The 25,371-nt window shown below is 35.3% G+C and carries 26 protein-coding genes; all 26 read left to right on the top strand.

Annotation, left to right across the window (positions count from 1 at the left end; genetic code table 11):
* Nucleotides 1-111: 111 nt before the first annotated feature.
* The 26 genes from BJL90_RS06865 to BJL90_RS06990 all read left to right on the top strand — a co-directional run bounded on the left by BJL90_RS06865 (nucleotide 112) and on the right by BJL90_RS06990 (nucleotide 25,315).
* Nucleotides 112-777 (top strand): ComF family protein, encoded by a 666-nt coding sequence (locus BJL90_RS06865; RefSeq protein WP_070965738.1) that lies wholly within the window; start codon nucleotides 112-114, stop codon nucleotides 775-777.
* Nucleotides 778-814: 37 nt separating this feature from the next.
* Nucleotides 815-1,240: a TIGR03826 family flagellar region protein gene (locus BJL90_RS06870; RefSeq protein ID WP_070965741.1), complete on the top strand. Its 426-nt coding sequence runs from the start codon at nucleotides 815-817 to the stop codon at nucleotides 1,238-1,240.
* 70 nt (nucleotides 1,241-1,310) lie between these two features.
* On the top strand, nucleotides 1,311-1,601 hold the full coding sequence (gene flgM / locus BJL90_RS06875) for a flagellar biosynthesis anti-sigma factor FlgM (RefSeq protein WP_070965744.1): 291 nt from the start codon (nucleotides 1,311-1,313) through the stop codon (nucleotides 1,599-1,601).
* 24 nt (nucleotides 1,602-1,625) lie between these two features.
* Nucleotides 1,626-2,120 (top strand): flagellar protein FlgN, encoded by a 495-nt coding sequence (locus tag BJL90_RS06880; RefSeq protein WP_070965747.1) that lies wholly within the window; start codon nucleotides 1,626-1,628, stop codon nucleotides 2,118-2,120.
* A 37-nt stretch (nucleotides 2,121-2,157) separates the two neighbouring features.
* Nucleotides 2,158-3,681, top strand: a complete 1,524-nt coding sequence (flgK, locus tag BJL90_RS06885; RefSeq protein WP_070965749.1) for a flagellar hook-associated protein FlgK — start codon at nucleotides 2,158-2,160, stop codon at nucleotides 3,679-3,681.
* 14 nt (nucleotides 3,682-3,695) lie between these two features.
* On the top strand, nucleotides 3,696-5,027 hold the full coding sequence (gene flgL, locus BJL90_RS06890; RefSeq protein ID WP_070965752.1) for a flagellar hook-associated protein FlgL: 1,332 nt from the start codon (nucleotides 3,696-3,698) through the stop codon (nucleotides 5,025-5,027).
* A gap of 10 nt (nucleotides 5,028-5,037) precedes the next feature.
* Entirely contained in the window at nucleotides 5,038-5,538 is a 501-nt protein-coding gene (fliW, locus tag BJL90_RS06895) for a flagellar assembly protein FliW (RefSeq protein ID WP_081561881.1), read from the top strand.
* Between the two features lies 1 nt (nucleotide 5,539).
* Nucleotides 5,540-5,776, top strand: a complete 237-nt coding sequence (gene csrA, locus BJL90_RS06900; protein WP_070965755.1) for a carbon storage regulator CsrA — start codon at nucleotides 5,540-5,542, stop codon at nucleotides 5,774-5,776.
* 495 nt (nucleotides 5,777-6,271) lie between these two features.
* The gene (locus BJL90_RS06905; RefSeq protein WP_070965758.1) at nucleotides 6,272-7,489 is read left to right on the top strand and encodes a flagellin N-terminal helical domain-containing protein; all 1,218 of its coding nucleotides are present in this window, start codon (nucleotides 6,272-6,274) and stop codon (nucleotides 7,487-7,489) included.
* A gap of 161 nt (nucleotides 7,490-7,650) precedes the next feature.
* Complete coding sequence (locus BJL90_RS06910) at nucleotides 7,651-8,277, top strand: hypothetical protein (protein WP_070965761.1); 627 nt, start codon at nucleotides 7,651-7,653, stop codon at nucleotides 8,275-8,277.
* The gene (locus BJL90_RS06915) at nucleotides 8,261-11,368 is read left to right on the top strand and encodes a sugar phosphate nucleotidyltransferase (RefSeq protein WP_070965764.1); all 3,108 of its coding nucleotides are present in this window, start codon (nucleotides 8,261-8,263) and stop codon (nucleotides 11,366-11,368) included. Before BJL90_RS06910 ends, BJL90_RS06915 begins: the two co-directional genes overlap by 17 nt.
* Complete coding sequence (locus BJL90_RS06920) at nucleotides 11,352-12,344, top strand: NAD-dependent 4,6-dehydratase LegB (RefSeq protein ID WP_070965767.1); 993 nt, start codon at nucleotides 11,352-11,354, stop codon at nucleotides 12,342-12,344. The genes BJL90_RS06915 and BJL90_RS06920 overlap by 17 nt, the downstream gene beginning before the upstream one ends.
* Before the next feature lie 22 nt (nucleotides 12,345-12,366).
* Nucleotides 12,367-13,494: a LegC family aminotransferase gene (locus BJL90_RS06925; protein ID WP_070965770.1), complete on the top strand. Its 1,128-nt coding sequence runs from the start codon at nucleotides 12,367-12,369 to the stop codon at nucleotides 13,492-13,494.
* Between the two features lie 26 nt (nucleotides 13,495-13,520).
* Nucleotides 13,521-14,165: an acetyltransferase gene (locus BJL90_RS06930; RefSeq protein ID WP_070965773.1), complete on the top strand. Its 645-nt coding sequence runs from the start codon at nucleotides 13,521-13,523 to the stop codon at nucleotides 14,163-14,165.
* Between the two features lie 22 nt (nucleotides 14,166-14,187).
* A complete protein-coding gene (locus tag BJL90_RS06935; protein ID WP_070965775.1) occupies nucleotides 14,188-14,418 on the top strand; it encodes an acyl carrier protein in 231 nt (76 codons plus the stop codon).
* Nucleotide 14,419: 1 nt separating this feature from the next.
* Complete coding sequence (locus BJL90_RS06940; RefSeq protein ID WP_070965777.1) at nucleotides 14,420-15,481, top strand: 3-oxoacyl-ACP synthase III family protein; 1,062 nt, start codon at nucleotides 14,420-14,422, stop codon at nucleotides 15,479-15,481.
* A gap of 14 nt (nucleotides 15,482-15,495) precedes the next feature.
* Complete coding sequence (locus BJL90_RS06945) at nucleotides 15,496-16,263, top strand: SDR family NAD(P)-dependent oxidoreductase (protein WP_070965779.1); 768 nt, start codon at nucleotides 15,496-15,498, stop codon at nucleotides 16,261-16,263.
* Between the two features lie 25 nt (nucleotides 16,264-16,288).
* Nucleotides 16,289-16,594 carry a hypothetical protein gene (locus tag BJL90_RS06950; protein WP_156778724.1) on the top strand — a complete coding sequence of 102 codons (306 nt, stop codon included), beginning with the start codon at nucleotides 16,289-16,291 and terminating at the stop codon, nucleotides 16,592-16,594.
* Nucleotides 16,594-17,295 (top strand): SDR family oxidoreductase, encoded by a 702-nt coding sequence (locus BJL90_RS06955; protein WP_070965781.1) that lies wholly within the window; start codon nucleotides 16,594-16,596, stop codon nucleotides 17,293-17,295. Before BJL90_RS06950 ends, BJL90_RS06955 begins: the two co-directional genes overlap by 1 nt.
* A 1-nt stretch (nucleotide 17,296) precedes the next feature.
* Complete coding sequence (locus tag BJL90_RS06960; RefSeq protein WP_070965784.1) at nucleotides 17,297-18,640, top strand: long-chain fatty acid--CoA ligase; 1,344 nt, start codon at nucleotides 17,297-17,299, stop codon at nucleotides 18,638-18,640.
* A gap of 13 nt (nucleotides 18,641-18,653) precedes the next feature.
* On the top strand, nucleotides 18,654-19,049 hold the full coding sequence (gene acpS, locus BJL90_RS06965) for a holo-ACP synthase (protein WP_070965786.1): 396 nt from the start codon (nucleotides 18,654-18,656) through the stop codon (nucleotides 19,047-19,049).
* Complete coding sequence (gene neuC / locus BJL90_RS06970; protein WP_070965789.1) at nucleotides 19,049-20,221, top strand: UDP-N-acetylglucosamine 2-epimerase; 1,173 nt, start codon at nucleotides 19,049-19,051, stop codon at nucleotides 20,219-20,221. The genes acpS and neuC overlap by 1 nt, the downstream gene beginning before the upstream one ends.
* Before the next feature lie 17 nt (nucleotides 20,222-20,238).
* Nucleotides 20,239-21,246, top strand: a complete 1,008-nt coding sequence (neuB, locus tag BJL90_RS06975; protein WP_070965791.1) for an N-acetylneuraminate synthase — start codon at nucleotides 20,239-20,241, stop codon at nucleotides 21,244-21,246.
* Between the two features lie 26 nt (nucleotides 21,247-21,272).
* Nucleotides 21,273-21,974 carry an acylneuraminate cytidylyltransferase family protein gene (locus BJL90_RS06980; RefSeq protein ID WP_070965794.1) on the top strand — a complete coding sequence of 234 codons (702 nt, stop codon included), beginning with the start codon at nucleotides 21,273-21,275 and terminating at the stop codon, nucleotides 21,972-21,974.
* Nucleotides 21,975-22,087: 113 nt separating this feature from the next.
* Nucleotides 22,088-23,233, top strand: coding sequence for a glycosyltransferase (locus tag BJL90_RS06985; RefSeq protein ID WP_070965797.1), 1,146 nt, complete (start codon nucleotides 22,088-22,090; stop codon nucleotides 23,231-23,233).
* Nucleotides 23,234-23,281: 48 nt separating this feature from the next.
* The gene (locus BJL90_RS06990; protein ID WP_070965800.1) at nucleotides 23,282-25,315 is read left to right on the top strand and encodes an NAD-dependent epimerase/dehydratase family protein; all 2,034 of its coding nucleotides are present in this window, start codon (nucleotides 23,282-23,284) and stop codon (nucleotides 25,313-25,315) included.
* Nucleotides 25,316-25,371: the final 56 nt, after the last annotated feature.

Genomic DNA, 25,371 nt, shown 5'->3' on the forward strand with positions numbered 1-25,371 from the left:
TTGAATCAATTTGTTAAAATACTGACAGTATATTGCAAGGATGTTGAATGCCCTATATAATAAATAGTAATAAATTTGTTTGAGAGGGATTTCGTTTAAGGTGGAGAAACGATGAGGGTTTTTGACGTCTTAGAAAACTATTTAGAAGCACTGCTGAAATTAATCTATCCATCGGATTTACACTGTATTGTTTGCAATAAATACTTACTTACAGCAGAGAAATACAGTATTTGCAACACCTGTTTTGAAAAAATTTCCTTTGATAAAGGTATCTTTCGAGGGCCTGTTGCGGTAGGTGTTCATGAAAATCCTTTGAAAAAATTGGTTTATCGTTTGAAGTATCAGGATGCCACCTATTTATCCAGCGTGATGGGTAGGATGATGGTAGAGGTTTATAAAAAAGAAGAATTAAAGGTGGATATGCTGGTGGCAGTGCCTTTGCACCGGAAAAAACAAAAACAAAGGGGCTATAACCAAGCCTGCCTTCTAGCAAAATATATGGGCAAAAAATTAGGTATACCTTACATAGAGCAAAACTTGATTCGTGTCAAAGATACAGATGTCATGTATAATCAAACAAGAGAAGAACGATGGAAAAATGTAGAGGATGCGTTTTCTGTAAAAAACCCTCAGGTTATAGATAAGAAAAAAATATTGTTGGTGGATGATATTTTTACCACTGGCGCTACTGTAGAGGCTTGCAGTAAAGTACTGATGAGAGCTGGAGCAAAGTCAGTGGAGGTAATGACCTTCACTAGAGGCGTGAATAGCGAATGATTTACTTAATAAAACCATGCGATGAAGGGGTGAAACTATGGATTTAAGAAATTGTGCCAACTGCGGCAGGGCATTTGCCTATGCTGGATCAGAACTTTGTTCTCGATGTGACACCACGATAGAAGAGGACTTTAAAAAGGTAAAGGACTATCTGTATGATCATCCAGGAGCCAACATCATAGAGGTTTCTGAAGCAACTGGAGTCAGTGAAAAAAAGATTTTGAGGTTTTTGAGGGAAAAAAGAATTGAAATCAAAGAAGAAGACAACCTGTTGTTAGACTGCCAGAGATGCGGTATTGCCATCCGCTCCGGAAGATTTTGTGACGCATGTACGATAGAATTGCAAAAGGAGTTTACAGAGGCAGTAAAACCAGCAAAGCAAGAAGCAGAAAGGAAAAAACTTCTCACAAGTACAGAAAGTCAAAAAATGTATATTGCGGAGATAAGAAAAAAGCAGAAATAATATAAAGAAACACCTTTAACTTGCCGATACTAGTAATAGGAAAATAATCGGAAAGCTAGAGGTGTTTTTTATGAAGATTCATAACAATCCCAATATCAATAAAGTGATGAAGTTATACAATAAAGCCTGCCAAGAGACAGAGAAAATCATGGAGACTCAGCAGAAAAAGGATAAGTTGGATATTTCTGATAAGGCAAAGGAATTTCAGGTGGCGATGAAGGCCTTTAAAAATTTACCAGAGACTCGACAGGAGAAGGTAAAGGTGTTAAAGGAAAGTATTCAAAACAATAGTTATAATGTGTCCGGTAAAGAAATCGCTGATAAAATGATGGAAGGTATTATGCTGGATAAAAAAATCTAGAAAATTTCAGTAGGTGGTGAAGGTATGATAAGATCGATTCAACAGCTTAAGGATACCTTATGGCAAGAGTTGAAGATGTATAAAGAGGTTTTAGAGACTGCCCAAGGGAAGACGGAAATTATAAAAAAAGGAAAACTCAAGGAATTAGAGGCAACCACTGAAAAAGAACAACAGTACATTCGAACGATGGGAACCTTTGAAAAAATCCGTCGTTCCATTTTTGTCAACATTTCAGAGGAAATGGATATTACACCTCCCTCTAGTGTATCAGAGCTGCTGCTGTATTTGGAGGAGGAGGAAGCGGCTGCTATAGATGGTCTGAGAAATGAATTGTTAGACGTGATAGCAGCACTGGCAGAAACAAATGAATTAAATGAAAAATTAATTTATCAAAATCTGGAATATGTTAATTTTAATATAGAACTAATGACTTCCCGACCAGAAGAAGGGAACAACTATGGAGAAAATCAAGGCATAAAAAGAAAGACTTCTTCAAGTTTATTGGATGTAAAGATATAGGAAAAAATTTTAATATTGACTAAGGTGGTAGATAAAAATGCGTTCAACATTTTCAGGATTTAATACAGCCCGTTCGGGGTTGTTTGCCGCACAGAGGGCTTTAGATGTCGTAGGACATAATATAGCAAATGTAAATACACCAGGCTATACAAGACAAAGGGTAGAACAAACTGCAAGTACCCCTATGGCGATTGCAGGTGGAAAAGGGATGTTGGGGACAGGTGTAAATACTTTAGCCGTCAAACAACTGAGAAATGAATTTTTGGACTATAAATACAGAAGTGAAATAAATTCCCAAGGCTACTGGGAGGTAAAAAGAGACGGCTTGTCCCTCATTGAGTCCATTATGAACGAGCCCTCTGATACGGGAATTGCTACTGTTATGGATGAACTTTTTTCTTCTTTTCAAGAGTTAAGCAAAAATCCTGAGAACCAGACAACCAGATCCCTAGTAAGGCAACGGGCAATCGCTTTTACAAACTCTGTGAACAGTACATATAATCAGCTGGAAAAGATGGCGACAGATTTAAACTTCGATATCCAAACAACCGTGAAAACTATCAATACCTATGCAGAACAAATCGCGGTATTAAACGAACAGATTTATCGTTTTGAGCTTAACGGCAGTAATGCCAACGACTTAAGGGATCAAAGAAATTATTTAATAGATCAGCTTTCTAAACTCGTCAATGTAGATGTGATCGAGGTAAGTGATGGTAATTATAATGTTGCCAGTGATCAGGAGCATGTAGGAAAAAAAATGGTATTACAAATTAATGGACAATCCTTGGTGTCTCATGATAGAGTCTACAAGTTGAGCGCAGAGGAAAAACAAAAAAGTGAGTTTTTTGATGAAATGGGTGCAGATGTACATCTTAATGTAGTACAATGGGCAGACGGTTCCAAGCTTAATACCAAAGCATTGCAGGGAGAATTGCGGGCGTTATTGGACCTAAGAGATGGTGATAGTGGTGCCAATAAAGGTGTGCCCTACTACATCAATGAATTAAATCGCTTTGTTGAGGTTTTTGCCCAGGAGATAAATGATCTGCATGTGGAGGGTTATGGCTTAGGTGGGGAAACAGGCTATCTGTTTTTTACTGCCAACGGTGTATCTACATTGGATATGCAAAATCCTGATGCCCCGAAAATAACAGCTAAAAATATAAAAATTTCTTTAGATATAGAAGATCCAAATAAAATAGCCGCTTCAAGCAGCGAGGATCTCTTGCCGGGGGATGGGTCTATTGCTCTGAAGATGTTAGAACTTCGACACAAAAGTAGTATGTTTCAGGAAGGAAAGCCAGAGGATTTTATAAAATCCTTGATTTCTAACTTAGGGGTAGACACCCAGGAGGCTATAAGAAATGCCTATAATCAGTACACATTGACAGAACAGGTGGATATCGAAAGGCAACGAATTTCAGGTGTATCTACTGATGAAGAGCTTTCTAAGATGGTGATGTTTCAGCACGCCTATAACGCTTCTGCCAGGATGATGACCACCATGGATGAGATGCTGGAAACCATTATTAGCCGTGTAGGGCTAGTAGGAAGATAAGGGGTTGATGACATATGAGAACCACGAATAATATGTTGATTCGTAATATGATGCGAAATTTAAATCAAAATATAACACGCTTAGATAAAAGGCAAATGCAAATGGCTACAGGAAAAAGAATCCATAAGCCTTCGGATGATCCCATTGCTATTTCTAGAAGTTTAAAAATTCGAGCAGATATTAAAGAGTTGGAGCAGTACAAAAAGAATACAGATGATGCTATCTCTTGGTTGGAGGCCACAGAATTAGCGGCAATTAATACTGGTGATGCTCTGCAACGCTTAAGAGAGCTTATGGTACAGGGTTCTAATGGGGTTTTGACAGAGGAGGAAACCCGGAAAATACAGGGAGAAATCAAAGAAATCAAGCAACAAATTATTAGTTTAGGGAATACTACTTATGCAGGAAAGTATGTGTTTTCCGGTAAAAGAACCGATACACCTTTATTTGATCATTATGGAAACTACAATATAGATCTATTTGATGCAAAAAATCCTAACTTAGTGGATCATAGAATTCAGTATGAAGTTGGCGTAGGTGAACTGATCGATGTAAATACGTTAGGGATAGACCTGTTTGAAAAGTACACTAGTGCCAGTGATTTAACCCTTCACATGCCAACAAAAGAGGGAGAAAACCATGCTACAAAGTTTCAACTGGAGGGGGCAGAAATTGTTATTGAAATGACAGAAGCTCCTGAAGAAGGTAGTCAGGAACCGCCGAAATTTAAGGTAACCATGAAGATAGCGGCAGATGAAACTGTTAAAGAAATAGAATTTACCAATATAGAAACCACCGAAGTAGATGGTGAGGAAGAAACTGTCATAATAAGCAAAGAAGATTTTATGAAAAAGATTGTTGAAGCCTTAAAGACTGAAATAGCTGCTATAGAAGATACCCATCATCCACTTAAGACTTTTGATTTTCAAGTAGAGGATCTAAAAAAAGGAAGGACGGTAGTGGGAGCGGAAGTAGGCCAAGAAAATTGGACTATCAAAGCAGTTCCACAAAAATCTGGACTTATTCATCTAATAGATACCATAGAAGCCCAGCTGTTGGCGGGAAAGCATGAAGAAATCAGCAATCAGCTTGGCAACATAGATAAATACATAGATTCACTATTGACTACCCGCGCTGAAATAGGGGCAAAAGTCAATAGAATGGATCTTGTGAAAAATAAAATAGAAGATAACATCATTAACTTCAGAAAACTTCAATCTCAATTGGAGGATGCGGATATGGGAGAGGTAATCATGGAGCTGATGAATGAAGAAAATGTCTATAGAGCTTCCCTCTCTGTAGGGGCCAGAATTATTCAACCAACCTTATTGGACTTTTTAAGATAGGAGGAAAATCATGCTACTGAATACAAAGCACTTCGACGAAATAGAAGTAGATGAAAATAAAATACTAGATTTTTCCGATGGCATCCCTGGATTTGAGGCTTTAACCAAATTCGTTATTATTCATAATCCAGAAGAAGAAGTTCCCTTTCAGTGGCTTCAATCGGTGGAGGATACAGATTTAGCTTTTGTCATTGTCAATCCCTTTATCTTCCGATCGGATTATGATTTTGAAATACCTAAGAGTACCTTAGAAAAATTACAAATTCAGTCCCCTGAGGATGTCAGTGTCTTTACCATCGTTATCATCCCTGAAGATATAAAGAAAATGACTGCTAATCTAAGGGCACCGATTATCATCAATACAAAAAATAACAAAGCAAAACAAATTGTTTTAGATGATGAAAACTACCACACAAAGCACTACATCCTAGAAGAAATGAAAAACGCCTCCGCTAAGCCTCAGCAAATACTAGAAGCTGAGGAACCTCAAGTAGCAGAGGAGGCAAGATAATATGCTGGTACTGGCAAGAAAACTAGAAGAAAGCATCATGCTAGGCAAGGATATAGAAATAAAAATCCTAGGCATAGAAGAAGACCGAGTAAAATTGGGGATCTCCGCGCCAAGGGATGTAGAGATTTTTAGGAAGGAAGTTTATTTAGAAATTCAAGAGGAAAATAAAGCTGCAAGTCAACAGAAGGGGAACTTTGCAGGGCTGAAGGATGTTTTTAAGAAGAAAGAAGAGAAATAACTAAGAAGGGTACAAAACCAATTGTATTTTTATGGTATTCAGGGTATACTATGAATAAAGATAGATTATTCTATCAAAACACTTTTTCTTTTGAAGGGGTTCAGTATGTATTCAGAAAAAAGCAGGTGGTGCGACACCTGCTTTTTTTCATTGGCTTTATTGTTTTAATACAGCTATTAATCCAGTAATTGCTGTAATTAAAGTAGCCAATGCCAGGATAAATTTTATCCTGTACTCTGATTTTTCTACGGGGTTCAATATGTACTCACCTCCTTTCAAAGAGGCTAACTTAATTATAGCATAAAGGAAAAAACAGTTAAAAATTCCCTCTAAAAAATTTGTATTTAACTATAAAGTTCTACAGAAGCATACCGATATATATAATAAGCACAAAAAATCTCACCAAAACCCTTGGCCAAGGAAAGGTAGATTTTAAATTTTTTTAAAACAAAACAAGGCAAGGATGCCAAAACGAAAATCAAGGAGGAATAACAAATGAGAATTAATAACAACTTAATGGCTATGAACACCCATAGACAGTTGGGAATTGCTAACAATGCTGGTGCGAAGTCAATGGAAAAACTATCTTCAGGTTTTAGAATTAACCGTGCAGGAGATGATGCAGCTGGTCTTGCAATTTCTGAAAAAATGAGAGGACAAATCAGAGGTTTAAATCAAGCTTCTAGAAATGCTCAAGATTCTATTTCTTTAATCCAAACAGCAGAAGGTGCTTTAACAGAGACCCATGCTATCCTTCAAAGAATGAGAGAGCTTGCAGTACAAGCATCTAATGATACCAATACAGATGCTGATAGAAACGAACTTCAAAACGAGGTTAAGCAATTAATCGATGAAATCGATAGAATTGGTAATACAACTCAATTTAATACAAAGAATCTATTAAATGGAGATTTAAAGAATGGTGCAGCTAAGATAGAAGGTAGTGTACGTTTAAGCAATAACTCTACAGTAGCTTTATCTGGTATGGATGCTTTCCTATCAGGAGTAAAAGCAGATGGTAAGGCAGTAGGCTCTTATACTATCACAAGAGTGAAAGCTACAAGTGGTGGTGGGAATTCAGATGACTTTGTAATCACTGGTCCTGATGGTAAAACTATTACTACTGGAATTACTATATCATCTGGTTCAATTACATTTGATTCAGGTACATTTGGTGTTTCACAGACATTAACCCTAAAAGATAGTCAAAGTATGTTTGCGGTAGACTCAGGAACTGGAGATGGAAAGAACTTCAAAGTAGGTCAAAGCATGACATTTGTATTTAATGAAGCACTAAAGGCAGAAGACATAGATCTAGACAAATCCTTCTCCACACAATTAGGAGCGAATACAGGTCAGAGCAGTTTTATGGCCATTAGAGATATGCGGGCAGAGGCTTTAAATGTTGATGATATAGATATTTCTGAAAAAAGATCAGCAGAAGCTGCCATCGAAAAAATTAATGGTGCTATTGAAAGAGTATCTGCACAAAGAAGTTACTTGGGTGCTGCACAGAATCGACTAGAGCATTCTATTAAAAACTTAGATACTGCCAGTGAAAACCTACAAGCATCTGAATCAAGAATCAGAGACGTAGACATGGCTAGAGAAATGATGGAGCAATCAAAGCAAAATATTCTTCAACAAGCATCTACTGCAATGTTAGCTCAAGCAAACATGAAGCCACAATCAGTTCTTCAATTATTAGGATAATCAGCCACAAGATAACGATTGTTAGCAAAAGAGGCATAAAGAGCCAGAGAGTACTTTCTCTGGTTCTTTTATGTATTTTTTGGAAACTTCCTTAAAACGCTTAAAAATTTGTCGCAAAATGCCGATAACATTTATGTATTGTATTATTTTGGAGGTGTCCTATGAAACTAATGTTATTAGATAATAGATTGGAATTTCCCAACAAAGAAGATTCAGTAGAAGTTATTTTAAATGAAATCAATAAAATACTAGAAGGTAGTCATTATTTTTTTAGTCATTTCATTATAGATGGGGTAGAAGTATATGATGATTATGAGGATTATCTTTTTGAAAACATTGAAGTTATTGAAGAAGTTAGAGTAGAAGTGAAAAAACTTAAAGAGTTGATCGAAGAAGTGCTAGAATCTACAAAAGAATATGTTCATAGAGCATTGCCTTTAATTAAAGATTTAGGAGAAGCTTTTTATCAAGTGCCAAAAGAAGCGTCATGGCAAAATTTAGCAGACCTTTTTGGTGGCATACAGTGGATGCTAGAGTCTTTCTCTAATATAGATCGAAACAAGCAGTTAGAAGAAGTCATATCAAGCTATGAACTATGGAATGAATATGCTCAACAAATTTTAAAGCTAAATGAAATTATACCAGATCTGCAGCAGGCGGTAGAAAATCAAGATATCGTTTTAATTGGTGATATACTAAGCTATGAAATAAGCCCTATATTTGAAGAGATGCTACAAAGACTACAAAGGCTGATGCCAGAGGGGGTGAATGATGGTCATGTTAATTGACAATATAAATTTTTTAAAGATGAACTATCCATCCTTATATCAACAAATGAAAGAGATAGAGGAAAATATAGATGAAACATTTGTACAATTAGAGGCAACGAGAAATGGAGAAAAAACTTTAAAAATACAAAATGATGGAAAAGGTATTTATCTTCATAGTAGATATGATCCTATAAAAGAAGCAAATACCCTCTTAGAACAATATGAAAATACGGATGCCATCGATGGAAATGTGCATGTTATTTTTTATGGTATTGGTTTAGGTTATCATGTAAATTTATTTTTACAAAAATATAATAACGTGTCCTTCTCCATCTATGAACCAGTAGATCAAATCCTATATCATTACTTAGCCAATCAAAATCTACAGCAGCTGCCGCTAAAAAATATGAGACAAATGCTGGTTGGTGATAAAGAAGAAAGTACAATGAAATTTTTAGAAGAAGTGGTGGGAAACAGGGATAAGGAAGTGATTATTTTTCCACTACCAAGCTATCAGAAAAATTTCTCTGAAAATTATGAAGCGTTTCTAACGATGTTTAAAAAATTCGTAAAAGACGAAAGAAGTTCATGGGGGACAAATTATACTTTTCAAAGAAGATGGATTTTAAATAGTATGGTGAATTTAAAAGAAGTATTAAGAACCCCCAATATATTGCTGAACAAAAAAGAACAGTTTAAAGATAAACCAGCTATCCTAGTAGCGGCAGGACCTTCTCTAGATGAAGAAATAGAGAATCTAAGATATATAAAGGATAAAGGATTAGCATATATTTTCACAGTAGGGTCAGCGATTAATACGCTGGTTCATCACAATATTTATCCCCATGCTGCTTGTACATATGACCCTAGTAAGGCAAATCAAAAGGTTTTTGAAAAAGTTGTAGCAAAAGGCATTGTAGACATACCTCTTATTTTCGGGAGTAGTGTAGGGTTTGAGACATTAGAAAACTACCCCGGGAAAAAAATTCACATGATTACCAGCCAAGATGCTACAGCAGCTTATTATCTGAAGGCAAAATTTTCTGAGGAAATTGAAGGTGTAATGGATGCACCTAGTATCGCAGTTATTACGCTGCAACTTCTATATAAACTGGGTTTTGAGAAAGTTATTTTGCTGGGACAAAACTTAGCATATCGAGATAATAAGGACTATGCAGAGGGAATTGATTATCATGCAGGACGAATTAATGAAGCAAACCTTAAAAGTGCAACTAAAGTAAAAGATGTCTATGGCAATGAGATATTGACCAATGATAATTTTAACAGAATGCGACAGCAAATAGAAATGTATATTAAGCAATTTAAAGGGGTAGAAGTCATCAATGCCACAGCAGGTGGAGCACATATAGAGGGCACTAGATTTATTGATTTAAAAACAATAATAGAGAAAGATCTTCAAAAACCAGTTGTAGAAAGAGATTGGTTGCTGATGGATAGCAACAATTATGATATGCAATATATGAAACAGCAGATGGAAAAAATGAATACTGCTTACAAAAACGTTGATAATCTGATAAAGAAAATTAGGGAAATATTAAATAAAATAAAAAGATTATGTCAGAATAGAAATTTTAAACAGGTTGAAAAAATGTATAATAAGTTGGATGAGGTTTTTGAAACCATCAAAAGGAATGATTATTTCAATACCTTTATCATGCCTAGAAATAGGGTGTTTTATAAAATTCTCCAAGATGAAGTAGTAAGCACTCAAAGTGAAGGCAATCAAATGAAAAAAGCGGAAAAGCTAATCAATGCCTTTGGTAAATTTATTTTTACATGTGAAAAAGACATAAAAATTATAGATAAATTTTTCAAGCAAATGCATAAAGAAGCTGAAGCTTATATGAAGGATAATGAATGTGACAATAAAGAACAAATAGATAGTAAAAAACAAGAGCTTTTCAATATAGATCAAGATCCAAAGCAAAAAGAGAAGGCTATACAGGAAGAAAAAAAAGAGTGGTTACCGAATGATTTAAAAGAAAGTGAAAATACAAAAAATGAAGAAACTAATAGAATGTTTATTGAAAATCTTTTCGTCAGGAAAGAAGATACCTTGAAATATACGATGGAAACGATAGATAGAACTGCAAAAGGAATTGCGCTGGTGACGGATTATGAAGGGAAGCTAGAAGGAACCGTAACAGATGGAGATATACGGCGAGCCATATTAAAGGGTAGTTCTTTAGAGGATACTGTTGAGAATATTATGAAGAAAAACTTTATATTTGTTGGTGAAAACTATAGTAGTAAATTTATTGAAAACATCTTTAGACAAAAATCTATCTTCCAGATCCCTGTATTAGATGAGGAAATGAAAGTAGTAGATATTATATTTTATCAGGATTTTATTAAAAAACCTGTTAGAGAAAATTGGGCAGTAATTATGGCAGGGGGAGAAGGTAAAAGGCTAATGCCCTTGACGGCGGATATTCCTAAGCCAATGCTGTCAGTAGGCTCTAAGCCTATACTAGAAATTATTATAGAGCAACTTAAAGATTATGGTTATAACAATATTTTATTATGTCTTAATTATAAATCAGATATTATAGAAAATTATTTTCAAGATGGGAAAGCCTTTGATGTTAATATTGAATATATTAAGGAGGAGAAGTCTTTAGGGACGGCTGGGGCTATTAGGCTAGCAAAAAGCCACCTAAATCAATCTTTCTTAGTTATAAACGGAGATATACTGACGAAGCTGAATTTTGAGGAATTTATGAATTATCATCAAAAACATAAAAATAAAATCACAATAGCTACGAGAAGGTATGAGCTTCAAATTCCATATGGTGTATTAAAGATAGATAATGAAACGGTAGTTTCTTTAAAAGAAAAGCCGTCTTCTAGCATGTTTATCAATGGTGGAATTTATTGTTTAGAACCAGAGATTGTAGAGGATATTCCTGAAAATGAATACTTTGATATTACCCAATTAATTCAAAAAATAATAGACAGGGAAGAAAAAATAGGGAGTTTTCCTATTGCGGAGTACTGGATGGACATAGGGCAGGTAGAGGACTATCATCAAGCGAATACAGACTATCAAACTTTATTTAGGAGGGAAGCCTGTGCATCTAAAGAATAAAAAGGTATTGATAACAGGTTCCGAGGGCTTTATTGGGAGTCATTTGGTTGAAAAATTAGTGGAATTGGAGGCTGAAGTAACTGCATTTGTGCTTTACAACTCCTTCAACAGCTGGGGCTGGTTAGATACTTTAGATGAGAAATATAAAAAGCATATTAAGGTATTTACAGGAGATGTTCGAGATGAAAATAGTATTAGAAAGGCAGTGGAGGATAAGGAGGTCGTCTTTCATCTGGCAGCATTGATTGCTATACCTTATTCTTACTATGCACCTTCTGCCTACGTAGATACAAACGTAAAGGGAACCTTAAATGTATTGCAGTCATGTAGAGACTTCAACGTAGAAAAGGTAATACACACCTCTACGAGTGAAGTCTACGGAACTGCTCAATATGTGCCTATAGATGAAAAACATTCCTTGCAAGGCCAATCCCCTTATTCTGCCAGCAAAATAGCTGCAGATATGATGGCGGAAAGCTACTATCGATCTTTCGAAACACCAGTTGCTACGATACGACCTTTTAATACCTACGGTCCAAGACAATCAGCAAGAGCTGTTATTCCCACTATCATAGCTCAAATCTTGGCAGGAGCAAAGGAAATAAAACTAGGAAGCCTTACACCAACGAGAGATTTTAACTATGTAAAGGATACAGTAGAAGGGTTTATAAAAGTAGCAGAAAGTGACAGGACGATAGGAAGGGTGACCAACATTGGAACGGGTAAAGAAATATCCATAGGAGAGCTGGCAAAGAAAATCATCTCACTAACAGGAAGAAATGTAGAAATCATCTGCGAAGAAGAAAGAATAAGACCAGAAAAGAGTGAAGTTAATAGGCTTTGTGCCTGCAACAAAAAGGCTATGGATGATGCTGGTTGGAAGTCACAATATTCTCTAGACACTGGACTAATAGAGACAATACACTGGATAGAGAAAAACTTACAGTATTTTAAAAGCAATATCTATAATGTATAAAAAACAAAAAGAGGTGGATCATATGATTCCATTAGCTATACCTAACATAGCAGGCAATGAATGGAGGTACATTAAGGAGTGTTTAGATACGAATTGGGTATCCTCTGTAGGTAGTTATGTAGACTTGTTTGAAGAAAAATTCAGGGAGTATTTAAGTACACAAAAAGCAGTAGCAACCATGAATGGTACTGCTGCCATCACTTTAGCATTACAAACGCTAGGAATAGGAGCAGGGGATGAAGTTATCGTTCCTTCTATGACCTTTGTTGCTAGTGTAAATCCTGTGGTATATGTAGGGGCAAATCCTGTATTTATAGATATTACCCCGGACACATGGGTGATGGATGTAGATATGCTAGAAGAACGAATCACGGAAAAAACAAAGGCAATTATTCCTGTGCATGTCTATGGAAATATGGTGGATATGGAGCCGCTATTAAAAATAGCCAAAAAGTATCATTTATATGTGATAGAAGATGCCACGGAAGCCTTAGGTTCAGAATATAGGACAAGTGATGGAAAGTGGCATAAAGCAGGAACATTAGGTAATTTTGGCACCTTCAGCTTTAATGGCAACAAATTGATTACTACAGGAGCAGGAGGTATGTTGGTTACACATGATGTAGATTTAGGAGAAAAAGCCAAACATCTGTGCAACCAAGCTAAAACCACCTTACCTAATGGTGATATAGTACATGAGGAAATAGGTTATAACTATCGCATGCCTAATATATTGGCTGCCATGGGTGTGGCGCAGCTAGAAAAAATAGAAGAATATATACTAATAAAAATAAAAAATGCAAAATTATATCATAGCTATTTGCAAAATATCGAAGGAATTAGACTACCAAAAGAAAAAGAAAATGTTAAGCATGTTCACTGGTTATACAGTATCTTAATAGAAGAAAATTATGGTTCTGATAGAGATGAATTGATAAAAAAGCTAAATGAAAGAGGAATTGGAAGTAGGGGTTTTTTTCAACCAATTCATACTATGAGACCTTATGCAGATTACTCAAAGGGAGCTATGAACAATACCTATAGGGTTAGTAAACGAGGAGTCAATTTACCCAGTTCAGTATCCTTGTCTTCAAAAGATTGTCAGTATATATGCAATACAATTCATAATATTCATAGAGGATGCTTGTAGTTGCAATTGTTACGAGGTGATAAACATTGAAAAAATTGTTGATCGCAGGTGTAGGTGGTTTTGGAAGAGAAGTCTTTCAATGGGCAAGTGATTTCCAAAACAAAACCCCTAAGTGGAGAGAAATAAAGTTTTTAATAAAAAGTTTACAGGAAAAGGACGACTTAGCGTTAATAGAACAATTTCACCTACCTTATGAAACGGAAGAGGAAATAAAGCTTAGTAATAAAGAGGAGATAGAAATAGTATGTGCGATAGGAGATCCTAATCTAAAGTTATCAGTTTGCAACGAACTGGAAAAAATGGGACTAAACTTCGTTACACTCATACATCCTACAGCCGTGGTGGGAAGAGATTGTGAGATAGGTAAGGGTGTGATTATTTGTCCTGGAGCAGTTATTACAACAAATGTTAAAATAGGAAACTTCGTTAGTATTAATTGTTTGTCCTCTATAGGGCATGATGTTGTTGTAGAAGAAGGGTGTACCATTAGTTCTCAATGTGATATTACTGGAAGTGTTTATATTGAAAGAGGCGTCTTTTTAGGGAGTGGTGCTAGAATACTGCCAAAAGGAAGGGTTGGAAGGTATGCAAAAGTTGGTGCGGGAAGCGTTGTTCTTAGGAGAGTTAAACCAAACTCCACTGTTTTTGGAAATCCAGCAAGAGAGATATAATATATGAACCAGGAGGTATAGCATGAAAGTAGAGGAATTGATAGAAAAAATAGCGGAAGCGTTATTAGAGGAAAGAGAAATTACTTTAGAAACAGAGCTTGATGAATTAGAAGGCTGGGATTCATTAGGAAGGCTAGGAATTATTGCATTATTTGATGAGCTATTTAATCAAAGCTTAGAGGCAGAAAAACTAAAGCGGTGTGAAACAATAGAGGACATCGTAAGTCTAGTTAAAGTAAATTTGGAGGAATAAAATGGCTATTTCAAAGATAAATAATGCTAAGATACAAGGAATAGTATGCGCATTACCAGATAATGAGATTTCTATTTTCGATCTTGGCAAAAATTATTTTCAGGAAAAAGATATAGAGAAGATATCTGAAATGAGTGGGGTAAAAAGGGTTTTTCATGCAAAGTCAAATCAAACCGCTAGTGACTTATGTTATGAAGCAGCAGAAAGATTACTTAAGGAATTGGACTGGCAAAAAGAAAGTGTAGATGGACTTTTATTTATCTCACAGACGCCTGATTACATTACTCCCTCCACTGCTTGTATATTACAAAACAAACTAGGCTTACATAGAAATTGTATTGCTCTAGATATCAACTTAGGCTGCTCTGGCTATGTGTATGGGCTCTGGTTAGCTAGTCAATTTATTCAAACAAAAGCCTGCAGCAGGGTGTTAGTTCTAGTAGGTGATACCTTAACACGGACCATTTCAAAACAAGATAAATCTGTAGCATTAATCTTCGGAGACGGTGCCTCAGCCACTGCTATTGAATACACAGAACAAAACAGTACAAGCACTTATATACTGAATTCTGATGGTGCGGGAGCAAATAGTCTAATTATACCAGCCGGTGGTTTTAGAATGCCTGCTTCTCCCACTACAATGAAATTAGAGTCAGATGAAGATGGGAATATAAGAGGGCAAGAACATATTTATATGAATGGAATGGATATTTTTAGCTTTGCGGTTAAAGAAATTCCTCAGATTATCCAGGAGGTTATCAACTATCATGGATGGAATATAGCAGATGTCGATCAATTTTTGTTACATCAGGCTAATAACTACATGTTAAAATTCATCGGTAGAAAGGCCAAAATCCCTATTGAAAAAATGCCTTTAAATATAGATGGATTTGGCAATACAAGTGGAACCACAATTCCTTTGTTAATATGTGATAAACTAAAGGATAGACTAAAAGGTGAGAATTTAAATATTGTCATGGCAGGATTTGGTGTAGGACTATCATGGGGAGCTTTGGCTGCATCTATGTCTCAGGTACATTGTACAGAAATAATCTATATATAAGGGGATGAGTAGACATGAGGGACCCATTTAGTCTTAATAATAAAACAATTCTTGTTACAGGGGCATCTTCAGGTATTGGAAGGGAAGTAGCTATTGCCATTAGCAACCAAGGGGGCAGAGCTATTATTAGTGGTAGAGATGAAATGGAGCTTAATAAAACCTATGAGGTTTTAGAATACAAAGAAAAACATGCTATTGAGGCATATGATCTTATGAATATTGATGGTATTCAAGCCTGGTTGACAAGTATAGTTAAGAAATATGATGGGAAATTAGATGGATTCGTCCATTGTGCAGGAATGAGTATGCTTAAGCCACTATTTCTTTTAAACCATCATGAAATTGATAAAATCATGAAATTAAACTTTCAGGCGGGAGTTGAGCTGTTAAAGCATGCTGGAAACCCTAAGATAAGTTTAAAAGGCAGTTCTTTTGTTTTTATTTCTTCAGTGGCAGGGATGATGGGGGAACCTGGAGCCCTAGCTTACTGTAGCAGCAAAGCGGCATTGATATCTGCAGCTAAGACGGCAGCAATAGAATTAGCAAGATTTTCTTATAGAGTGAACTGCATTGCTCCAGGCATGGTAAAGACCCCTATGCTGCAACAATATGAAGAAACTTTGGGTGAAGAACAAATGGAAGTTTTAAAAAGAAAGTTTCCATTAGGTATAGGGGAGCCTAAAGATGTGGCTGCTTCTTCTGTGTTTTTGCTTTCAGAGGCGGCAAGGTGGATTACAGGCACAACATTAGTAGTAGATGGTGGATATACCTGCGGAAAATAATAATGGTGAATTGGAGGTTTAAGGTGTGAAGACTATTCATCGAGAAGAAGTAATGACTATGATTAAAGAAGCAGTAGAGGAATATAACCAACTGCAGGAAACAGAGGAAGATAAGATCCCTTTTGGAGAAGAAACAAAACTATATGGCAATGGTGGACTATTAAAGTCAATTGACTTAGTAACCCTTATTGTAGAACTGGAGTACAAATTGGAAGAAAGATATGGGCTCTTAGGTGTTCTAACAGATGAAAAAGCCATGTCCCAAAAAAATAGTCCTTTTAGAACCATTCAAACACTGGCAGACTACATCTCTTCACTGGAGGTAGCGTGATGGAGGAACAACCAATTATTTTAATAACTGGAACTAGAAAAGGAATTGGCAGATTTTTAGTAGATTACTATATTAAAAAAGGATTTAAAGTAATTGGATGCAGTCGAGGCAGTTTTGAGGAAGATATTGAAGGCTATGAACACTACTTAGTAGATGTTACAGATGAAAGAGAAGTTAGTAAAATGATTAAGGACATTTATAAAAAATATACAAAGTTGGATGTTGTTATTAATAATGCAGGCATAGCATCAATGAATCACATGATGTTAACACCTACAAAAACAGTAGAAAAAATTTTAAACACCAATGTCATTGGTACTTTTAATGTTAGTCGTGAAGCATCTAAGCTGATGATGCGTAGAAAATATGGGCGGATTATAAATTTTGGAACGGTTGCTGTTCCTCTAAAAATTGAGGGAGAAGCAGTTTATGCGGCATCTAAAAATGCAGTTGTTTCCTTGACACAGGTGATGGCAAAGGAATTAGCGCAATACAATATTACTTGCAATGTAGTAGGACCAGCACCTATTGCTACTGATCTGATCGCCAATGTTCCTAAGGAAAAAATTCAACAGTTAATTGATAAAATGACAATAAAACGTCTTGGAAAATTTGAAGATGTTGCAAACGTCATAGATTTCTTCATAAAAAAAGAAAGTAATTATATTACTGGACAAGTTATTTATCTAGGAGGAGTTTAAGATGCATCTACAGTGGTTGTTGGATAGATTCACCTCCTTTCAAGACAGAGAAGCGATTATTTGGAAGGGAAAAGTATACACCTATAATTGGTTAAGCCACAAAACTAAAGAGTTCTTGCAAATTTTAAAAAGCCAAAATATTCATGAAGGTCAAATTGTTTCAGTAGAAGGCGATTACTCACCGACAATTAGCGCTTTAATCATTGCACTAATTCACAATGGAAATATTATTGTACCTTTGTCTTCAGCTATTGAGGAAAACAAGAAAGAGTTTTTACAAATTGCTGATGTTTCTAAACGAGTTGTCTTTGATAAAGAAGACCACTATGAAATGATAGATACAGATAATAAAATAGAGAGTCCTTTGCTGGAGAGATTAATTAAAGAGAAGGAATCGGGATTGGTTTTGTTTTCTTCAGGTTCCACAGGGAAAAGCAAGGGTGCGCTGCATAATTTTAACCTATTATTAGAGAAGTACAAGAAACAACAAAAAACGCTAAGGACATTGATATTTTTACTGATTGATCATATTGGTGGCATAAATACTTTGTTTTATATTTTAGCAAATGGCGGAACGATGGTGATTGAAACCTCTAAAAATCCTGGAGATATTTGTAGGGCAATTGAAAAATACGGGGTAGAACTATTACCCACATCGCCTACCTTTATGAATCTGCTTATGCTTTCAGAGGAATACAAGAACTATAACTTAACATCTTTGAAACTAATAACTTATGGCACGGAGCCGATGCCAGTATTTACATTGAAAAAATTCAATGAAATTTTTCCTCATATACAACTGAAACAAACCTATGGTTTATCAGAACTGGGAATAATGGCTACAAAGTCAGAAAGCAATTCTTCGTTGTGGGTTAAGCTTGGGGGAGATGGCTATGAAACAAAAGTAGTAGAAGGAACGCTATGGATAAAAGCAAAGTCATCTATGTTGGGATACTTAAATGCTCCCAATCCTTTTGATGAAGATGGCTGGTTTAATACTCAGGATATGGTGCTGCAAAAAGGTGATTACTTTATGATTTTGGGGAGACAATCGGAAATCATCAATGTTGGAGGAGAAAAAGTTTACCCTGCAGAAGTAGAAAGCGTCATTTTAGAGGTGGAAAATATCAAAGATGTGACTGTAAGAGGTGAAGCTAATCCTTTGATGGGAAATATCGTTTGTGCAAAAGTAAACCTATTGTATCCAGAAGATCTTCTTTCGGTTAAAAAAAAGATTAAAGCATATTGTCAAAAAAGATTAGAAAAATTTAAGATTCCTATAAAGATAGAAGTTGCTGAAGAAAATCTATTTAATCCTCGATTTAAAAGAATGAGAAGAGAATAAAAAAGGAGTATTTATGTTTATTGGTATCGATATTGTAGAGATTAAAAGAATAAAAGGGCTATTAGATAAAGGGAAGTATATAGAAAAAGTTTTTACCCAAAATGAGATAGCTTTAGTTAAAGATATAAAGGAAAGACGAAGGATAGAGATTCTGGCAGGAAGATTTACAGCTAAAGAAGCGGCAGTCAAAGCTTTAGGTACGGGATTTGCTGAAGGAATTTTGCTAACAGATATTGAGACCATAAAAGATGAAAAGGGAAAGCCCCTTATGTTTTTATACAATAAAGCAAAGGAAAAGGCTAACACAATGAATATACAAAAATTCAATGTATCTATATCCCACTGCAAAGATTATGCTGTGGCAATGGTAGTTTTTGAAGGAGAGACAAACAATAAAGGGGGTTTTTAATGAGAAAAAAAAGGTTTGCTGTTATTACTGGAACTAGAGCTGAATATGGGTTGCTATATCCATTAATACAAGAAATAAATAAGGATACAGAAATAGATATGGACTTGATTGTTACAGGGTCCCATCTTGCTGAATCCTATGGAAAAACCATTAGCTTTATAGAAAGCGATGGCATAAAAATAGACCATACTGTAGATATGGAGATACAAGGAGACAAAGAAACAGAAATCTGTTCTTCCATTGCAATAGGATTAGAAAAATTTTCAGATACACTTGAAAGGTATTCTTTTGATGGACTTATTATACTGGGGGATCGCTATGAACTATTAGCAGTATGCACAGCTGCTATAATTCATAGAGTGCCAATTATTCATATCAATGGAGGAGAAGTTACAGAAGGAGCTATTGATGATGCCATAAGGCATGCTATCACTAAGATGGCATCGATTCATTTTCCTTCTTTAAATATATATAAAAAGAGAATTATACAAATGGGAGAAAATCCAAAACGTGTTCATTTAGTAGGCTCACTAGCAATGGATAATATGAAAAATATAAACTTGATGACGCAGGAGGAAATCTCTGAATACACTAAAATAAATTTTGCAAAAAAAGTAGCATTGATGACTTATCATCCTGTTACATTAAACAGTTTAGAAGAATCAACAAAAGAAGTACAAGAAATTATGGAAGCTTTATTAGAAACCGACTTAATTACCTTGATCACCATGCCTAATGCAGATGCTGGCAGTCAAAAAATTTACAATAAGATGTTAGATTATATTGAAAAAAATTCCAATAAATTTTACTTGCGAAATAACTTAGGACAAAGAGGATATTTAAGTGTCATGAAACATGCAAAGTTAATGATAGGTAATTCTTCCAGTGGTATCGGAGAAAGCCCCTACTTCAAGATAGGGGTAGTTAATGTAGGAGAAAGGCAGAAAGGTAGATTTCGGACGCCTAATATTGTTGATTGTCAAGGCCACAAACAAGATATACTAAACAACATTAAATGGGTGCTTTCTGAAGAATTTCAACAAAAAGTGAAAAACATGCAAAATCCTTATGGAGAGGGAGATACGGCAAAAAAAATAGTACAAGTATTAAGACAGACAGATTTCAGGAATAAAGAAGCATTGCTTAAAAAAGGATTTTATGATTTGATTTAAATAAGGATGTGTTGAATATGGGATGTTTCATTATTGCAGAAGCAGGAGTAAATCATAATGGAGACTTAAAACTAGCTAAAAAGCTGGTAGATATTGCAGTAGAAGCTAAGTGCGATGCCGTAAAATTTCAAACCTTTAAAGCGGAGTTAGGTTTGACGAAATCTGCTCGTAAGGCAGCATATCAAGTAGAAAACACAGGACAAGATGGAACACAATATGAGATGGTTAAGAAGTTAGAACTAAATGAAACGGATCATATAGAATTGATAAGCTATTGTAAAGGCAAGAAAATATTATTTCTTTCTACACCTTTTGATAAGGAATCGGTGGATTTATTACACAGATTAGATGTTGCTATGTTTAAGGTTGCTTCAGGAGAAATTACAAACAAGCCTTTGCTTAAATACATTGCAAAAAAAGAAAAGCCAATTATTCTGTCTACAGGGATGTCTACTTTAGGGGAAGTAGAAGAAGCGCTGGAATGGATTTATCAAGAAAACAATAGGCAAGTGACACTCCTACATTGCACTTCAAGCTATCCAACCCAGATGATAGATGTCAACTTAAAAGCAATGGAAACTTTAAAAAATGCTTTTCAGGTAGATGTAGGATATTCTGATCATACCCTCGGAATAGAAATACCAACAGCTGCTGTAGCATTAGGTGCTAAGATCATAGAAAAACATATAACCCTTAACAAAGAAATGGAAGGGCCAGATCACAAAGCCTCCCTAGAACCCCATGAATTAAAGCAAATGGTAGCAGCAATTCGCAATGTTGAAGCTGCATTAGGGAACGGAATAAAAAAAGTGGCAGATGGAGAAAAAGATACGTTGATCGTAGCTAGAAAAAGTATTGTAGCAAAGCGAAGAATTAAACAGGGAGAAGTGGTCACCGAGGAAATGCTCTGTGTGAAGAGACCTGGCAATGGGATATCACCTAAAAATATAGGACAGGTAGTGGGGCTCAAAGCAAAAGCAAATATTGAAGAGGATACACTGATTACACTAAAAGATTTTTGGTAAAGGAAAGAGGTCTGTGGGGGGACATTATGAAAAAAACAGATGAAAAGATATTGTGTATTATACCAGCTCGTGGTGGTTCGAAGGGTGTAAAAAGAAAAAATATTAAACCTTTAAGAGGAAAACCTTTAATAGGGTGGACAATTGATGAAGCTAAAAAATCTAAGTATATCGATAGAATTATTGTGTCTACAGAGGATGAGGAGATTCGAAGAGTAAGTGAAAAGTTAGATGTTGAAGTGTTAATAAGACCAGAGGAATTAGCACAAGACCATACGCCTTCAATCGATGTAGTTTTTCACACATTAGATGAACTAAAAGAAGGGGGATACGTACCGGACTTAGTAGTATTATTACAATGTACATCTCCCTTAAGAAAAGCTAAGCATATAGATGAAGCGCTTTCTATGCTAATACAAAACAAAAAAAATGCAGATGGAATAGTTTCAGTAACAAAAGAGGAGCATCCACCATGGTGGTTGAAGAAGGTAGATGAAGATGGTTACTTGACCGACTTTTTAGAAGATCAAGATAATAAATTTACTAGGAGACAGGACTTCCCAGACGTTTACCGCTTGAACGGCGTTATATATGTAACAAAGACAGAGACACTTCATAAAGAGAAGTCTTTTATTACTAATAAAACCATGTCTTATGTAATGGATAGAAATGCTTCAATTGATATTGATACGGAGGAAGATTTTTTGCTAGCCGAAATCTATTTTAGGTAAGAAAATAACTTGATAGGTCGTGGATGATTTAAGCTACTAGATACACATTGGGAATGCTGCAAAACATAGAGCTAGTAACGAATAGAAACAAGATTTGAAGGAGGCCTAAATAGATGGTAAAAGTTAGTGTCTTAATGCTTACTTACAATCATGAAAACTATATAAAAGAAGCGATAGAAAGTGTTTTGAGGCAAGATACAAGTTTTACATACGAATTAGTTATAGGCGAAGACTGCTCTACTGACAATACAAGAAAAATAATTACAGCGTATAAAAAGGAATATCCTGATATAATTAAATTAAATTTGCACAATCGTAATGTTGGTGGGAGAAAAAATTTTATTTCTACTTTGCCCATGTGCCAAGGTCAGTATGTGGCATTACTTGAAGGTGATGATTATTGGACAGATGAGAAAAAGCTTCAAAAACAAATAGAATTTTTAGATAATAATCTTGATTGTAGCTTTTGTGCTCATTCTTATAAGATATATAATGAGGGTACTAAAAACTTTGTAGGTGATAGGGTTTTTAGCAACGCTAAGTTTAATCTGAAAGATTTTTTAAAAGGAGATGCAAATAATAATAGAGAACCGAATCAATGGTACATGAGAACCCTTAGTATTATGTTTAGAAAAGAAGCCTTAGACAAGCCACCAACAATTTGGTATCAGGTTCCTTATGGGGACTATATATTTCACATACTATTTTTAGAAAAAGGATTGGGCTATTGTTCAGAAGAGATTATGGGGGTATATAGAATAAATCCCAATAGTGCCACCAACAAGGATCCTAGTAAACATGATGAGTTAATACTTCAGTGTAGAAAGTTAGCTTTAGGATATGTGCCTGAAAAGTATAGGCATTATATCCAACAAAGTATAGATGGTTTAATTCTTAGAAAAAAATATTCTAGTCTGATGAACCGTTTAAAGTATGCAATGAGCAGGGAGAAAGTTATAGATTATTTTAACAGGAAAAGCTTTAATAGGATAGCTATATATGGAGCAGGAACTTCAGGCAATTTATTAGCGAATAAGCTAGAAAATTCTACTATTGCTATTTCATTTTTTATAGATAAAAATATACTATCCTCTGATAATAGAACTGTAATAAAGCCTGAAGAAATAGATGAAGGTTTCTCTGTAGATGCGATTATTATTACGCCAGTTTTCGATTTTGATAATATTAAAGCATCTCTATTGAAAAACAAAGTAAACGCTGAAATTATATCATTATGCGATATCGTAGAGAATGTCTAGTCCTTAGCTAGGAGAAGGCTGAAAATAGGTGGAAAGGAATATTTTATTATGAAAAATAGCATAAGGGTTGGAATAACAAGTGTGGGCAGTGGCGTGGGGCAGAGTGTTATAGACTCATGTCGATTATCGAAAATGTCCTTGTATAAAATAGGGCTAGGCGCAAATCCTATGGCTTTTGGTGCTTATGATTGTGACCTACAAGATACCTTGCCAAATATATATGCAGCAGATTATATTGAGGCATTACTGTCTCAATGTAAAAAACATAAAATACAGGTATTGATTCCAGGGTTAGATGATGAACTATATAATATTTCTTTAAACATAAATGAATTTAAAAAAATGGGGGTAATACCTATTGTTGCAAGTCCGGAAGTCATTGAACTCTGTAGAGATAAAGAAAAAATGAGCAATATCTTAAATAACATTGAAAAAGTATTTGTTAATAGTTATAACAAAGAATCCCTCATTAATCAATACAACAAAGATCAAGTGAGATTTCCATTGATTGCAAAACCTAGAAGTGGATTTTCTTCCAATGGATTAGTGATCATTAATTCATATGAAGACTTTAAATTAATCAATGATCAACAAGTAATACAAGAGATCGCTGTTCCTCACGTTGATGATCCTAACTACGAAAGCTATGTGTACAATCTTCAGCAGGGAAATGTTTCTCAGGTAGCAGAAATATCGGTCCAATTTGTGATAGGAAAAAAAGGCAATATTATTGGAAAGTGTGCTACCTATAATAAGCTGAAGGGAGGCGTGCCGATAGAAATTATTCCATATAGCAACGATGTTATATGGCAGTCATTAGACAAGATTATTACCTATCTAGTGAAGATAGGTTTAAAAGGCCCTATTAACATACAAGGAAGAATCACTAATGAGGGACCCAAATTTTTTGAAATGAATGCGAGGTTTACAGGTATTACTGGATTGCGGGCGATGATGGGCTTTAATGAAGTAGAAGCATTGATTAAGGATTTTATGAATGTAGATGAACCAATAGAGGAACTTAAACTCAATGAAAGGCGTGTGGGAATAAGACAGGTTAGCAATCGTACTATCCAGTATGGAAGAAATCATGAATTGGATAAAACGGTGGAGAACGTGGGATACGGAAACTGGAGAAAAACAGGTAAAACAGTTCTCCTTACAGGAGCAACGGGATTTTTAGGCACAGAAATTGTTAGACAGTTATTACAACGCAGGGATATTGAGACTATCGTCTGTCTTGTAAGGGATGCGAGGAAAGCAAAGAAGTTTTTTTCAAAAAGTAATGGGGTTAAAATATTTACAGTAGAGAATATTGAACAGGGGTTATATAGTTTTGGGCATGTAGATGTTCTTATTCACGCTGCCTTTGGCAGAAGTCATGAGGGGCTTCAGTCTATCTCTCAAGGGTTACAGTTTACAAACTGGATAATGAATACAGCATATAAGCACCACGTTCCAGCAGTTATTAATGTATCAAGTCAGGCTGTTTATGGATTGTCTAGGCCTCCTCTATGGAAAGAGTGTTTAATACCAATTCCTGAAACACCTTATGGACAAGCTAAATGGGCTAGTGAATTAATGGTATCAAATATTAACGAAAATAATACACAAATATGTGCAACATCTATAAGACTATCAAGTATCTTAGGCCCTAATCTTTCAAATAACGAGCTTTCATATAAATTTATAAAGACAGTATTGAAAAATGAAGATATTATTATTAGAGGCGGAACACAAAATTTAGATCTATTGGATGTCCGTGATGCAGCAGCAGGTATAATTAGCTTGCTAAATTTATCTCCAACAAAATGGAAGAGTGTATATAATATCGGATCAGGGGTTCCTACAAACATTAAGGTTGTTGCAGATACAGTAAATTGTGCGGCTAGAGCTTTACAGAAAAAAACTTCAAATGTAGTAATAAGGTCGGAAGAAATTAGTCTAGATCTAGGGATGGACATAAAAAGAATTAGTACAGATACAGGTTGGAGACCTAAAATAGGACTTGTAGAATCATTTGTTGATATAATAGATTGGTTCGTTAAGAATGAAGAAGTTGAAAGGCATCTAAAGATTTAAATTAATAGGTTCTATTTTGATATTGTGATTAAGGTTTTTTAGGAAGAACAGGAGGA

The sequence above is a fragment of the Clostridium formicaceticum genome (genome assembly GCF_001854185.1).
Lineage (GTDB): Bacteria > Bacillota > Clostridia > Peptostreptococcales > Natronincolaceae > Andreesenella > Andreesenella formicacetica.